Annotated in this window: 12 protein-coding genes; 5 read left to right on the top strand and 7 right to left on the bottom strand. The window is 70.4% G+C overall.

All coding sequences use genetic code 11. The features are described from left to right. Positions 1–10 precede the first annotated feature (10 nt). The gene (locus NAG42_RS20515; protein WP_250032057.1) at positions 11–1000 is read right to left on the bottom strand and encodes an ADP-ribosylglycohydrolase family protein; all 990 of its coding nucleotides are present in this window, start codon (positions 998–1000) and stop codon (positions 11–13) included. An 18-nt stretch (positions 1001–1018) separates the two neighbouring features. On the opposite strand from NAG42_RS20515, the gene NAG42_RS20510 reads away from it, so the two are divergent. After that, on the top strand, positions 1019–2260 hold the full coding sequence (locus tag NAG42_RS20510; RefSeq protein WP_250032055.1) for an LOG family protein: 1242 nt from the start codon (positions 1019–1021) through the stop codon (positions 2258–2260). On the opposite strand, the gene NAG42_RS20505 is transcribed toward NAG42_RS20510, so the two are convergent. Then, complete coding sequence (locus tag NAG42_RS20505) at positions 2222–2737, bottom strand: hypothetical protein (RefSeq protein WP_250032054.1); 516 nt, start codon at positions 2735–2737, stop codon at positions 2222–2224. The two genes, NAG42_RS20510 and NAG42_RS20505, sit on opposite strands and share 39 nt — an antisense overlap. Before the next feature lie 122 nt (positions 2738–2859). Continuing rightward, on the bottom strand, positions 2860–3885 hold the full coding sequence (gene fbaA, locus NAG42_RS20500; protein ID WP_250032053.1) for a class II fructose-bisphosphate aldolase: 1026 nt from the start codon (positions 3883–3885) through the stop codon (positions 2860–2862). Between the two features lie 160 nt (positions 3886–4045). On the opposite strand from fbaA, the gene NAG42_RS20495 reads away from it, so the two are divergent. The 4 genes from NAG42_RS20495 to NAG42_RS20480 all read left to right on the top strand — a co-directional run bounded on the left by NAG42_RS20495 (position 4046) and on the right by NAG42_RS20480 (position 10693). Continuing rightward, entirely contained in the window at positions 4046–5608 is a 1563-nt protein-coding gene (locus NAG42_RS20495) for a COG1361 family protein (protein ID WP_250032052.1), read from the top strand. 38 nt (positions 5609–5646) lie between these two features. Then, a complete protein-coding gene (locus NAG42_RS20490; RefSeq protein WP_250032051.1) occupies positions 5647–7023 on the top strand; it encodes a 3' terminal RNA ribose 2'-O-methyltransferase Hen1 in 1377 nt (458 codons plus the stop codon). Beyond that, complete coding sequence (locus tag NAG42_RS20485; RefSeq protein ID WP_250032050.1) at positions 7020–9509, top strand: polynucleotide kinase-phosphatase; 2490 nt, start codon at positions 7020–7022, stop codon at positions 9507–9509. Before NAG42_RS20490 ends, NAG42_RS20485 begins: the two co-directional genes overlap by 4 nt. A 368-nt stretch (positions 9510–9877) precedes the next feature. After that, on the top strand, positions 9878–10693 hold the full coding sequence (locus NAG42_RS20480) for a DedA family protein (protein WP_250032048.1): 816 nt from the start codon (positions 9878–9880) through the stop codon (positions 10691–10693). 273 nt (positions 10694–10966) lie between these two features. Here NAG42_RS20480 and NAG42_RS20475 read toward each other — a convergent pair whose 3' ends face one another. From NAG42_RS20475 to NAG42_RS20460, 4 genes are all read right to left on the bottom strand, one after another. After that, entirely contained in the window at positions 10967–11641 is a 675-nt protein-coding gene (locus NAG42_RS20475; RefSeq protein ID WP_250032046.1) for a class II aldolase/adducin family protein, read from the bottom strand. A gap of 108 nt (positions 11642–11749) precedes the next feature. After that, entirely contained in the window at positions 11750–12127 is a 378-nt protein-coding gene (locus tag NAG42_RS20470; RefSeq protein ID WP_092549981.1) for an ArsR/SmtB family transcription factor, read from the bottom strand. 57 nt (positions 12128–12184) lie between these two features. Beyond that, complete coding sequence (locus NAG42_RS20465; protein WP_250032045.1) at positions 12185–12580, bottom strand: hypothetical protein; 396 nt, start codon at positions 12578–12580, stop codon at positions 12185–12187. Positions 12581–13278: 698 nt separating this feature from the next. Then, positions 13279–14583, bottom strand: coding sequence for a hypothetical protein (locus NAG42_RS20460; protein WP_250032044.1), 1305 nt, complete (start codon positions 14581–14583; stop codon positions 13279–13281). Positions 14584–14610 lie beyond the last annotated feature (27 nt).

Here is a 14610-nt window from a genome sequence, read left to right as displayed (position 1 = left end):
CTCGGGGTCCTCAATCCCAGGCGTCGGCGAGCCTGGTGAGGCGTCCGGCGTATTCGATCTGCTCGCGCCACGGCGCCGGCCAGGCCTCGACGCCGAGCGCGGCGCCCGCGAACGCGCCGGCCAGGCAGGCGATCGAGTCGGAGTCGCCGGACGACGCCGCACCCCGGCCCAGCACAGCCACCGGCTCGTCCGGGGAGATCAGATAGCAGTACAGGGCGGTGGCCAGCGCCTCCTCGGCGATCCAACCGGCCCCGGTGGCCAGGCACGGGTCACCGTCGAAGCGCCCGGCGGCCAGTGCGGCGCCGACCCGGTCGAGGGCAGCCGCGGTCTCGTCCCAGCCGCGCGCGATGAACGCCTCGGCGGTAGTGGCGGTCGACCGCTTCCAGAGATCGCCCAGCCAGGCCTCCCGATAGACGGTTCGCTGGCTGTCGGCCCGCTCGCGCAATGCCGCGAGCAAGTCCCGGGGCTTCAGACCACCGGCCAACCAGGCACACGCGTACGCGGTCAGTTCGCTCGCCGCCAACCCGGTCGGATGGCCGTGGGTGAGACCGGCCTGCAGCTGAGCCAGACCGGAGCGCTGGTCCTCGTCGAGACCGGGGTGCAGCCCGACCGGGGTGACGCGCATGTTGGCCCCGCAGCCCTTCGACCCGGCCACCGTGGCCAGTTGCCAGGGCCCACCCGCGTACAGCGCCGCACACGCCTGCAGGCAGGTGTTGCCGGGAGCGCGGTTGTTGTCGGGGCTCTCGACCCAGTCGAGGAACGCCCGGCGCAGCAGCGGCTCCAGCGTCTCGGGGGTGAACTCCTCGGCGGCCAGCATCGCCTCGCCGACCGCGAGGGCCATCTGGGTGTCGTCGGTGACCAGCGCCGGATTCCCGGTCAGGTGGCGTGGGCCCTGCGGGCCGTAGGTGGCAACGATGGTGGCGTAGTCCTGGAACTCGGTCGGCTTGCCGAGCGCGTCCCCGTAAGCCAGCCCGAAGAGTGATCCCGCGACGTTTCGCACAGTGGCTACCCTACGATCATGCCCGGCGACCCTTTACAGCCAGTACTCGGCGGAACCATCCCTTTCGATGCGACCGCCACCGAGATCGAGACTCGGACGGAGCTCGATCTCCACCTCGCCACCAAGTCGCTGGCCGGCCTGGTCGTTCTCGGTCTGCGTCTCGACCTCGACCCGCCCGCTCTGGGTGAGGTGGACGTGCAGGGCACACTCTTCGTCGGCTGCCGGCTGGCGAGCGACGACGTCGAGATCGACCTGATCCGGCGTGGGGCCCACCTGATCCCGCCGTTCGACGCGCGGCCCTACCCGACCCACCCGTCCACCCTCTACACCCCCGAGGACCTGTCGTTCGGCTTCGCCGCCGACGGCTTCGCGGGCATGTACGACACGACGGTCTACGACCACTTCGTGGCGCACGGCGGAGCCGCCCCGGACATCCGCGAGGCGATCGCCCAGCGACTGCACGACGCGGGCATCGACAACGCGCTGGGCAAGGCGCTGGCCGCCTGGGTGCACGCGCGGGGCCGGGCCGGCGCGGTGGGCATCATGGGCGGGCATGCGGCGCCGCGCGGCTCGGCGGCGTACCGGATGGCGGCGACCCTGTCGTGGCGCCTGGCCTCGATCGGCCGGCTCGTGGTGACCGGTGGCGGGCCGGGCGTGATGGAGGCGGCGAACCTCGGCGCGTACTTCTCGGCCCGGCCGGCGACCGAGCTCGACGCGGCGATCGGCATGCTGGGCGCGGCGCCGCACTTCGCCGACCACGATCCGTACACGGCGGCGGCCCTGGCCGTTCGCGCGGCCTATCCCGCGCCGGCGGCCCCGGTGACCGACGTGGTCGGACGCCTGTTGCACGGTGGCCTCGCCCTGCCGACCTGGCTCTACGGCCACGAGCCGGCCAACCTGTTCGCCGGGCAGATCGGCAAGTACTTCTCCAACGCCGTCCGTGAGGACTCGATCCTGCGGCTGTCCCGGGGTGGCATCGTCTTCGCACCGGGATGGGCCGGCACCGTGCAGGAGATCTTCCAGGCCGCGACGAAGACCTTCTACCAGACCGACGGGCCGTCCGGCGCGTTCGTCTTCCTGGGCGTCGATCATTGGCGTGAGCTGCCGGTCGAGGAGCTGCTGCGGCCGCTGCTGGCCAAGAGCCCGCACGGCGACCAGTCGGATCTGGTGGTGGTCACCGACTCGATCGACGAGGCGATGGCCGCGCTGGCCGCCTCGCCGTCAGGCGACGTGCACACGCCGCCAGTTGGTCACGGGTAGCTCGTCCTCGGGGACGTCGGTGATGCCGTTCTCGTCCATCGCGTTGAAGATGGCCAGCCGGGCCCCGTCGAAGAGGAACTCGACCGCGTGCAGCACCCGGGGCCGCCACTCGGCCACGGTGACCAGCTCGATGATGTTGACCGCGCGCAGCACCGTGCCCCGGGCGTGGCGCAGGGCCGCGTGCGGGTCGGCGCGCCAGTCGAAGTGCTCGTACCAGTCGATCGGCACGTTGAGATCGATCTGATCCCAGGTGATGGCGCACTCGTCGAACTTACGATGCGTGATCTCGACGTGCGTATGGCCGAAATCCAGGATCACCGGGCCGTCCGCGAACCAGCCGCGCTCGGCGATGTCCCACATCAGCCAGCTCGATCGCAGTTTCCGCCCGATGAGCCGCACGAACCTCGTCCGGTGGACCGCCGCCAGCGCCTCGGCATCGTAGTGCCACTCGGGTTCATACCCCTCGATGCCGAGCAAGATCTTGGTCCTCCTCCCGAGGGGAAGGATCGATCGTATACATACCGCTGAGTAACCGTGCAAGACGAGACGGGCCGGTCCCCCTCATCGGGGACCGGCCGTCACCGTTCGACTACTTCTGATTACTTCGAGAGGGTGGTGCCGGCCGAGCGAAGGTGCTCGCACGCCTCGACGACGCGCTTCGCCAGGCCGTTCTCGGCCAGCTTGCCCCAGGCGCGCGGGTCGTAGGCCTTCTTGTTGCCGACCTCGCCGTCGATCTTCAGAACGCCGTCGTAGTTCTTCATCATGTGGTCGACGACCGGACGGGTGAACGCGTACTGCGTGTCGGTGTCGATGTTCATCTTGACCACGCCGTAGTCCAGAGCGCCGTGGATCTCCGACAGCAGCGAACCGGAACCGCCGTGGAAGACCAGGTCGAACGGCTTCTCCTTGCCGTACTTGGCGCCGACCGCCTCCTGGATCTCCTTGAGGATCTCGGGGCGCAGCTTGACGTTGCCCGGCTTGTAGACGCCGTGCACGTTGCCGAAGGTCAGGGCCGTCATGTAGCGGCCCTTCTCGCCCAGGCCCAGGGCGGCCGCGGTGGCCAGGCCGTCCTCAACCGTCGAGTAGAGCTTGTCGTCGATCGCGGCGGAGACACCGTCCTCCTCGCCACCGACCACGCCGACCTCGATCTCGAGGATGATGTGCGCGGCCGCGGCGTCCTTCAGGAGCTCCTCGGCGATCTGCAGGTTCTCGTCGACCGGCACGGCCGAGCCGTCCCACATGTGCGACTGGAACAGCGGCGCCCGGCCGTTGGCCACGCGCTCCTTGCTCAGCGCGAGCAGCGGGCGAACGTACGCGTCGAGCTTGTTCTTGGGGCAGTGGTCGGTGTGCAGTGCGATGTTGACCGGGTAGTTCTTCGCCACCTCGGTGGCGTACTCGGCGAGGGCCACGGCACCGGTGATCATGTTTTTGATGGTGGGGCCGGACGCGTACTCGGCACCGCCGGTGGAGATCTGGACGATGCCGTCGCTGCCGGCCTCGGCGAAACCCTGCAGGGCCGCGTTGAGCGTCTGCGAGGACGTCACGTTGATCGCCGGGTAGGCGAACGCGCCGGCCTTGGCGCGGTCCAGCATCTCGGCGTAGACCTCGGGAGAAGCGATGGGCATCGGTGCGCTCCTTGCTCTTTGCGTTGTCAGACAGAGGGCAGGACCGCGCTGTCCTCCAGCGGCCAAGTATTCCGTAGCCGCTCGGGCGTTGGGAAATGACCCCGTAACTGTCCGAGCGAAACCGGCTCATAGGACATAGAGGGCGATTTACGCTCCGATCATGTCTTTGATCTCCCGGGTGCTCGCGATCGCGCTGCTTCTCGTCCTGCTGCCGATGCGTCCCGCCTCAGCCGCGCCCACCGCGGCGATCGCCGAACCGCACCTGGGATCGGTCACCCTGGCCCCGCGAGGCCCCGACAAGATCACCCTGCTCGCCGTACGCACCAGCAACATCACCCCCGGCGCGGGGCAGCGCCTGCAGGTGACTGTCGACCTCGGCGCCGCGGCCGCGTTCGCCGAGGCGGAGGTGGCGTCGTTGCGGAGCCCGCTCGACCTGCCGGACCTGGACGGCGGCTCCTCCTCGGCCCCGGTGGCCCCGCCCTGCCGTCCGACCGGCGCGAAGATCGTCTGCTCGTGGACCTCGACGTTCTTCGGCACCACGTCGCTGGAGCCGCTCGGGCTGGTGACCGTCTCCGCGCGCGACGCCGCCCAGGTCGGCGACGAAGCCGAGGTCACCGTCACCGCGAGGATCGGGGACGGCGAGACGCGGACCGGGACGTCGATGTTCCGGGTGGGCGAGGGCGTCGATCTGGCGGCCGGCCCGGATCGCCAGGTCGAAGTCCCGCCGGGCAAAACGGCCACGGCCAGGCCGGTGATCAGCAACGCCGGTTCCACCACGATCGACGGCGCCGTTTTTGTCCTGGACGCCGATCGTCGCCTGCTCGGCTCGTCGACCCATCGCAATTGCCGTTACGGCACCGCGGTGATCTGCGTCTTCGACACCGAGCTCGAACCCGGCCACTCCTACGGTTTCTCGAAGCCACTCACCCTGCGCTCGCCGGCCGACGCCATTCCCGGCAGCGAGGTGGAGATCACCGAGTACTGGCTGACCCGGGCGGAATGGGACGACGCGAACGCGATCTTCCCGGAGACCGACGGCGTCCCCGGCACCGGCCCCGCGCTCACCCTCGAGCCGCTGGCCTCCGGGTCGGTCGCGAAGCCGCAGACCGATGTGAGCCCGGAGAACAACTCGTCGGGTCTCACCCTCACGGTCGGCGGCCGGGGATGGCCCCACCTGGTCGCGGTCGGAGCTCGCCGCAGCGCGGCGGTCGGCGCCTCGCTGACCCTCTCGCCCGGCATGGTCAACTTCGGACCGGGCACCCTGCACCCCGAGCTGTTCCCCAACAACCAGCTGGCCGTCGTCGCCTCGCTGCCCGGCAACGTCGAGGCCCTGGAGTACGCCGACGACTGTTTCTCCGAATCCGACGACGGCAGCGTGCTCTACTGCCCTCTCGTCCGGAGCCTCGCGGCCGGCCGGCGGGTGACCTATCCGGTCCGCGTCGAGGTCGCGGACGACTGCGGCGATCCCGGCCGGGTCGAGGTGCCCGACCAGTGGTCCGACGACTCCGATCACCGGACCAAGAACGTCGCCCAGCTCACGGTCACCTCCCCGGGCGCCCGATGCACCGCGCTGCCGATCACCGGACCCGCCGCCGGGTGGACCGCGCTCGGTGGGATCGCGCTGGTCGCCGTCGGACTCCTGCTGGCCGTCCGCCGGTCGACCGGGTTGTCCACAGGCTCACCGGGACCGTTCCGGCGTCGTCGTCCACAGGTCGGCAAATAGGTCGACCGGGATCGCGGCGAGCGCCCATCATCTAGGGCGTGCTTCTCACCGTTTCGACCACCCACCGGCCGGCCACCGACCTCGGTTATCTGCTGGTCAAGCACCCTGACCGGGTGCACCGGTTCGACGTGCCGACCGGGACGGCCTACGTGCTGTATCCCGAGGCCACCGAACAGAGGTGCACGGCGGCGTTGCTGCTCGACGTCGACCCGCAGCGGTTGCGCGGGCGGCATGACGCGTTCGCGCTCGGTCAGTTCGTCAACGATCGGCCCTACGCGGCCTCCAGTCTGCTGGCCGGCGCGCTGGCCAAGGTCTTCCGCAGCGCGCTCCGCGGCGCCTCCAAGGATCGCCCAGAGCTGGTCACCACCGCGCTCCCGCTGCAGATCCGGGTGCCCGTGCTGCGCGGCTCGACCGAGCTGGCCACCAGCCTGTTCGAGCCGCTGGGCTGGTCGGTAACGGCCACCCCGATCCCGCTCGAGCCGTCGCTCGGTGGCGACAGTCACTACGTCGATCTCGAGCTGAGTGGTGAGCTCCCCCTCTCCGCGGCCCTCAACCACCTGTATGTGTTGCTCCCCGTCCTCGACGACGCCAAGCATTACTGGGTCGCCCCCGACGAGATCGACAAACTGCTGCGCTCCGGGGCGGGCTGGCTCGCCACCCACCCGGAAAAGGTGCTGATCGCCCGGCGTTACCTGGTGCACAAGCGCACCCTGACCACCACCGCGCTGCAGATGCTCGAGGGCGAGGAGGCCGCCGAGCCGCCCGCCGACGAGGAGGCGGAGCTCCCCGTCGTCCGCCGGCAGTCGCTGGCCGAGCAGCGCCGCGAGGCCGTGCTCGCCGCCCTGACCGAGGCCGGCGCCACCCGCGTGCTCGATCTCGGCTGCGGCGGGGGCGCGCTGCTCACCGCCCTGCTCAAAGACAAGCGCTACACCGAGGTCGTCGGCACCGACGTGTCGGCCCGGGCGCTCGAGATCGCGGCCCGCCGGCTGCGCCTCGACCGGATGCCCGAGCGGCAGCGAGACCGGCTCAAGCTGTGGCAGTCCGCGCTGACCTATCGCGACGACCGGCTGCGGGGCTACGACGCCGCCGTGCTCATGGAGGTCATCGAGCACGTCGACCCGCCGCGGCTGCCCGCGCTCGAGGCGAGCGTGTTCGGCCATGCCCGCCCCGGCCTGGTCGTGGTGACCACGCCGAATGCCGAATACAACGTCAACTACCCCGGCCTGACCGGCCTGCGGCACTCCGACCACCGGTTCGAGTGGAGCCGGGCCGAGTTCGCCGCCTGGGCGTCGCACGTCGCCGGCACCTACGGCTACGCGGTCTCGCTGCGTCCCGTCGGCGAGGTCGACGAGGCCACCGGCTCCCCGACCCAGCTCGCGCTGTTCACTCTCGTCCCCGCGGAGGTGACCGCATGATCGACATTCCGGAGCTCGCGCTCGTCGCGCTGGTCGGCATCTCCGGCTCGGGCAAGTCGACCTTCGCCCGCGCCCACTTCACACCGACCCAGGTGCTGTCCTCCGACTACTTCCGCGGCCTGGTCGCCGATGACGAGAACGACCAGTCCGCCTCGGCCGACGCGTTCGAGGCGCTCTATTTCGTCGCGGGCAAGCGGCTCGCCGCCGGCCGGCTCACCGTGGTCGACGCGACCAACCTGCAGCCGCACGGCCGGGCCGAGCTGGTGCGGGTCGCCCGGGAGCACGACGTGCTGCCGGTGGCGATCGTCCTCGACGTGCCCGAGGCGCTGGCCTGGGAGCGCACCGAGGCCCGGGCCGACCGCGGCTTCGGCCGCCCGGTCCTCAGCCGCATGCACCGGGACCTGCGGCGCACCCTGGGCTCGCTGAGCCGCGAGGGTTTCCGCAAGGTGCACGTGCTGCGCGGTCCCGACGAGATCGCGGCGGCCGAGATCCGTTACGACAAGCTCTTCAACGACAAGCGCGAGCTGACCGGGCCGTTCGACATCATCGGCGACGTGCACGGCTGCCGGGCCGAGCTCGAGACGCTGCTCGAGCGGCTGGGCTACACGCTGATCCGCGACGAGTCCGCGCGACCGGTCGACGCCGTTCACCCGGCCGGCCGGCAGGCGATCTTCGTGGGCGACCTGGTCGACCGCGGTCCCGACTCACCGGGCGTGCTGCGCCTGGTGATGGGCATGGTCGCCGCGGGGCACGCGCTGTGCGTGCCCGGCAACCACGAGCAGAAACTGGCCCGCAAGCTCAACGGGCGCAACGTGCAGCTCACTCACGGGCTGCCCGAGACGCTCGACCAGCTCGCCCTCGAGCCGCCCGCGTTCGTCGAGGCGGCCCGGGCGTTCATCGAGGGCCTGGTCAGCCACTACGTGCTCGACGAGGGCAAGCTCGTGGTCGCGCACGCCGGTCTCAAGGAGGCCTATCAGGGGCGGGCCTCGGGCCGGGTGCGCAGCTTCGCGCTCTACGGCGAGACGACCGGCGAGACCGACGAGTACGGTCTGCCGGTCCGCTACCCGTGGGCGCGGGATTACCGCGGCTCGGCCGCCGTGGTCTACGGCCACACCCCGACCACGAAACCGGAGTGGATCAACAACACGATCTGCCTCGACACGGGTTGCGTCTTCGGTGGTGCGCTGACCGCCCTGCGCTGGCCGTCACGCGAGCTGGTGACGGTGCCGGCCGAGCGGGAGTATTACGCGCCGGTCCGCCCCCTGGCCCCGGCCGAGCGGCCGGACGACGGCCTCGACATCGCCGACGTGACCGGGCGGCGGCACCTCGACTACGGGTACGGCCGGGTGACCGTGGCCGCCGAGAACGCGGCGGCGGCGCTCGAAGTCATGAGCCGGTTCGCGCTCGACCCGGAGAAACTGGTGTGGTTGCCGCCGACCATGGCGCCGTGCTCGACGTCGGTGCTCGACGGTTATCTCGAGCACCCGGCGACCGCGCTCGACGACCTGCGTCAGGCCGGAGCCGAGCGGGTCGTGTGCGAGGAGAAGCACATGGGCTCGCGGGCGGTGGTCCGGGTGTCGCGCTCCGGCGCCGGCGATGCGATCTGGACGCGTACGGGCCGGCCGTTCTTCGGCGCCGAGCTCGACGGGCAGTTGCTGGCCCGGGTGCGAGCCGCCGCCGGAGGGATCTTCGACGAGCTGGAGAGCGACTGGCTGCTCCTCGACGCCGAGCTGCTCCCCTGGTCGGCCAAGGCGGCGGGCCTGATCCGGGAGCGCTACGCCGGTGTCGGCGCCGCCGGGCGGGCCGCACTGCCGGCCGCCCTCGACGTCGTCGACCGGGTCGCCACGCGCGGGCTCGACGTGGCCGGGCTGCGTGACCGGCTGGCGCTGCGGTCGGCCGAGATCGACGGCTACTCGGCGGCCTACCGGGCGTACGTGAAGCCGACCGACGGGCTGACCGGGGTCACGCTGGCGCCGTTCGCGGTGCTCGCCGGAGCCGGGGTCTCGTATGCGGACCGCGACCACGGGTGGCATCTCGCGCTGGCCGACAAGCTGGTGGCGGCCGATCCGTCGCTGTTCACACCGACCCGCCGCATGATCGTCGACCTGGGTGACCCCGCTGCCGAGGCGGCGGCGACCGAGTGGTGGCTCGAGCTGACGGCGACCGGCGGTGAGGGCATGGTGGTCAAGCCGTGGGGCGGGCTCAAGGCGGTCGACGCCAAGGGGCGCTTGATCCAGCCCGGGGTCAAATGCCGGGGGCGGGAGTATCTGCGCATCATCTACGGGCCGGAATACACCCGGCCGGAGCAGCTCGGGCGGCTGCGCAAGCGCAACCTCGGGCGCAAGCGCAACATGGCGTTGCGGGAGCACGGGCTGGGTCTGGCCGCGCTCGACCGGCTGGCCGAGGGGGCGCCGCTGTGGCGGCGGCACGAGCTGGTCTTCGCGATCCTGGCCATCGAGTCCGAGCCCGTCGACCCACGGCTGTGACGCCAGAGGGTGCGGGTGCCGTCTCCTTCCGCGGCGCCCGCACCTCGGCCTCTCGTCGCGGCGCCCTTGTTCACGGCCACCGGGGCTGGTCGGTTTCCCGGCAGGCTCGTTCACGGCGGTCGCGGCTGGTCGGTTTTGCGGCGGCTTTGTTCATGGCGACCCGGGCTGGTCGGTTTCGCGGCGGCTTTCTTCATGGCGACCGGGGCTGGTCGGTTCGTGGGGGCCAGAGCCGTTCGGGTCGGTGAGCTGCACGAACGGGCGGCGGAATGCGGATTTCCGCCGGGGCCCGCGCTCTTCTCGGACGGGATACCTTCCGCACAGGAACTGGACACGAAAGGCGTAGGACTCTGGCGGTACCCTGGCTCACCGTGGACATCCGCGCGCTCGGCGACACCCTCGCCTTCAACCCCATGGATCCGAAGGATCTGCTGCACACCTTCGGCCTGGTCGGTGTCTGGGCGATCATGTTCGCCGAGACCGGTCTGCTCGTCGGGTTCTTCTTCCCCGGCGACTCCCTGCTGTTCCTCGCCGGTGTCGCGGCCTCCCCGGTCGCCGACTCGATCTTCGGTGAGGGCACCCAGCTGTCGTATGTCGGGCTGCTGATCGGCGCCCCGATCTGCGCGATCCTCGGCGCTCAGCTCGGTCACTTCCTCGGCGCCCGCTACGGCAAGCGGATGTTCGACCGGCCCGACTCGAAGCTCTTCAAGCGCGAGTACGTGGAGAAGGCCGAGTACTACTTCGAGAAGTTCGGCCCGGCCAAGGCCGTGGTGCTCGCTCGGTTCATCCCGATCGTGCGCACGTTCCTCAACCCGGTCGCGGGCACGCTGGGCATGCCGGCCCGCAAGTTCCTGCTGTGGAACATCGTCGGCGCGATCCTCTGGACCGACGGCATCATCATCGTCGGCCACCTGCTGGCCCAGCAGATCTACGACGCGATCGGCGACCACATCGACCGCTACATCCTGCCGGTCGTGGCGCTGATCGTCCTGATCTCGGTGCTCCCCATCCTGATCGAGATCATCCGCGAGCGCCGCCACAAGAAGAAGGCCGGCCCCGGCGCCGAGCCCGAGCCGTCCGCCGCGATCGGCGTCGTAGCTGCCGCGAGCATCGCCGGCCTGGTCGAGGCCGCCCGCCACGAGGACGAGGACGACCCCCGCAACCCTCGCTCCCACCGCCGCCACTGAGGCGCGTGGCCAAAGAGGCCTAGTTGGCGCGCATGCGGCGGGCTGGCGCGGGCTGGGCCACGCCGCAGCCCCACATGATCCACCAGATACGCCTTGACCCCGCACGGTCGCAAGCTCGACCGGCTGCACGAAGCCCGGCCCTCTCAGCACAGCAGCGCCCGGCGCGGCCCTGAAACAGGGTCGTGCCGGGCGCTGCTGTTTCACACGTCGGTGGGGATGGCCGGACCGCTCTGCGCCGTGGGGGCGGTGCGTCGAGCGGCCGGTCGGGGTTTGTCAGACCGTGACGGCGGTGGTGCCGTACAGGCGGTCCAGGAACTCCTCGGGGCAGTCGCGGAGGTTCTCCAAACGGCCGGCGGAGAGCGCCCGGTAGGTGAGTTCCGCTGCTTCCTCGAGGTTGCGGGCGCGCTTGTGCGCCAGTTCGACCGTGTCGCCGAGCACCACACACCCGTGCTGGCTCAGCACGAGACAGTCGGTGCCGTCGGCGGCCATCGCGGCGGTCAGGGCCGCCAACTCGGTCGTGCCGGGCAGCCGGAACGGCACCGTCGACACACGGCGCAGGTAATACGCGTGGTCGGTGGTGACGATCCGGATGTGCTCACCCAGTGCATCGAGCAGGAGTGCGGTCTGCGGATGCAGGTGGATCACGGCGTTGACGTCGGGTCGAGCCCGATACAACGCCAGGTGCAGTGCGAGCTCGCTGGTCGGCTCGATCAGCGGCGGCGGCACAGTGCCGACCGACGCGGGCGAGCCGTCCCAGACCCGTACGGCGGCGAAGGAGGTCCGGCTCAGCCGGCCCAACCACGAACCGCTGCCGGTGATCCAGATCGCGTCCTCGTCGGGGATCCGGGCGGAGAGGTTCCCGCCCGATCCGGCGACGAGGCCGGCCTGGACCACGTCGAAACCCACGAACGCGAGTTGGTCGCGCAGATCGCCGTGGACGTAGTTCACCCGTTACTCCTGAAGGTCCTGGGGGTGGACTGGAGGCGGAGAGGTCTGCTGCCTGGCGTCACGCCCCACATGATGCCGGTGACGCCAGGCGATTCTCTTGCTGAGCGGTCAGCGCGCCTTCTTCGTGGCCCGCTTGCGAGGCGGGGTCAGAAGGTCCGCGATGGTCGCGATGGCGGACGGCACGAGGCGGTAGTAAGCCCACACGCCCCGCTTCTCCCGCTCGAGCAGACCAGCCTCGGTCAGGATCCGAAGGTGGTGGCTCACCGTCGGCTGAGACAGCCCGAGCGGAGCGGTGAGGTCGCAGACGCACGCCTCACCGTCCGTTGCGGACTGGATGAGGCTGAGCAGTCGAAGCCGCGCCGGGTCGGCAAGTGCTTTGAGCACACCCGCCAGCCGCTCGGCGTCGGCACGTTCAATTGGCTCGCCGGCAAGCGGCGAGATCTGAGGCATTGTCATTTCCGCCAACGCAGTTCCCACGATCTCCATCCTTCCACCCACTGCATCGATTCTCCTGCATGTGCGCAGGAACGAACCGGCTAACTTTCAGGCCGTAAGGCCGACGTCGATCACCGGGTTGGCCGGTCGGGACTGCCCGGCAACCCGAGCCTCCGATGCAACCAGAACCGGCGTACCGACTTCGGTCTCTGCCTCCTGCAACGCCTCAGCCGCCATCAGGACGCTGTCCATCTGTGTCGAGGTCTCGATCCCCGCCCCGGGAGTGAGACGCCCCACATTGTTAATTCGTCGATCCCATTCGGGTTCCTGATCCGTTTCGCCGGGAGCCCGCACCAGCCCCGGCGTCGTCATCTCGCAACCCCGCGTGTTCCCCTGGACCGGGCGGCCCGGTACCGGAAGTTCACGACCCGATGAAAGCACGGCGCCACGCTGCGCGACGGGCAATTCAGTGATGAATTTACGCAGGTCGTGGCGTGCTTGCATGTATCGAGCGTACTTGCTGGAACGAAACCGGAACCTTTCGCCCTGGCAGTGCGCAACGTAACTATTGACGCACAGCATTGGGTCGATCTAAAAAGAAACCTTACAGATGCGGTGGTCCCTTTCGCCCCATGCCAGGAACATCGATGCAGCTCAAAGCTCCTATGCCGCGGGTCACATGGCACCTGGCCGACAGATCACCCGGTCGAGGGGCTGAGAAGGTGCTGTGAATCGCGGCGGCGGACGTTTACCCATCCAGCGAAAAACCCCCTCCAACCGGCCCCGGTGCGTTATACGGACAGCCGATTGAGGGACGAGGCCGGAGAACAACGCTACCCGTTCGGGTGACCCATACCCATCAATATGAGGGGTGACTCCATCAATATGAGGGGGTAACTGGTCGGTAACAACACGACCGTCCTGTGTCCGGAACTCATCATGCGACATTGGGCACCCTCACCGGAAACCGGCCCCCGAACCCGCCAAGCGCGGATGCATGTCGTGTCGTTCCCCGGATCGCGCGGTCCCGACCACCCGGAGTTCCTGCCGACTGTCCACGGCGGCTCTGAACACGACGATGGCAAACAGGACAGCAGCCACGGTGACCGGAACACAGACGGCAACGCGGCGGCGTTGGAGCGCGAGTGACGGTCGCGCGGAGCGCTGACGGGGGTTCAGCAGCGGGTAGCTCGGGCTTCTGCCTACCGCTCGTGGGGACGGTCGGCGGCGGGCTCAGCGTCGACCGTGGTGGGACTGCCGGGCGCCGGCGGGGAATTCAGTCCCGAGACATCGTTGGAGGCCGTCGGCGGCTCCGGCGCGGACGCGGGGTGGGAAGTCGGTAGCTGCTCCGGGCCGGGCGCCGAGTGCGAAGTCAGGAGCTGCTCCGAGCCGGGCGCTGGGTGGGAAGTAGGGAGCTGTTCTGGCGGGGAGGCCGGGTTGTGCCCGGACGGCGCGGGTGCCGGGCGGGCATACGGCGAGTGGGGATCGGCCGGTGGGTATTGGGCCGGCGCCGGCTGGGTCGGTGTTGTGGGTGGAGCGAAGCCGGCGTCGGGGGCGTGGCCGACGGGGCGGGCGTAGGGCGAGTGGTCGGGAAGTGGGGGCGGAGGCGTGTCGCCCGGATTTGGCGCGGAAGCGTAGGCGCCAGGGGTTTCGCTCGGGTTCGACAGTGGGGCGTAGCCGCCGGAGGTGCTCCCCGGATTCGACGGTGGGACATGGCCACCTGGGTGCGGTGCAGGGGCATAGCCGCCGGGCGCGTACGCGCCACCGGGGTAACCGGCTGAGGGATGCCCGGCCGCGCCGGGAGCCTGGTAGCCGGCACCGGGATAGCCGGCGGGCACCGGGTAGTTGCCGGGGAGGGCGCCGGCCGGGGCGCCGTAGCCCGCCGCGTAGGGGACGCCATACGCCGGCTGGGGTGCCGAGGGCGCGGCCGGGCGGCGGAAAAAGGCCCGGGGCGCCGTCAGGATCAGGATGCCGACCAGCGCGTACGCCAGGATCTGGGCGACCGAGAGGCCGGCGTTCGCACCGATCCAGCCGTCGGGGTAGGCCTCGCTCAGCTGGGCACCCAGCGACCAGGGCGCGCTCTGCCCGCTGCGCTGGGCCGCAACCGTCAGCACCCCGGCCGTGCCGCCCGCGATGCCCAGGAGGCAGACGACCAGCGTGGCTATGCGGGCGACGTTGCTGCCCCGGCGCAGGGACAGCCCCACCACCACGAAGAGCGCGAAGGCGATCACGGCCAGGGCCAGGGCGATCGCCGCGCCCAGCCAGACGACCGCCACGTAGTACTCCGGGTCGTTCTCGCCGGGGAACACCTGTGGCCCGCCGGTGACCTCGCGGAAGCGGCTGATCGTGCCGGGCACGATGGCCAGCGTCGCGATCGCGTAGACCAGCCCGACGCCGGCCATCACCCAGAGCAGAGCGGCGGCGGCCGTCACCGTGGGCGGCCGGCCCGTCGACGGCGGGGCCGGCGGTGTGGCTGCGATCGGCGGCGGCTGGACTGGGTACGACATCGACGACTCCCCGCGGTGATTCGTTGC

The sequence above is a fragment of the Paractinoplanes maris genome, from assembly GCF_023544465.1.
Classification (GTDB): domain Bacteria; phylum Actinomycetota; class Actinomycetes; order Mycobacteriales; family Micromonosporaceae; genus Actinoplanes; species Actinoplanes maris.
The sequence above is the reverse complement of the archived record's forward strand: the minus strand, read 5'-3'. Positions and strand labels throughout refer to the sequence as shown.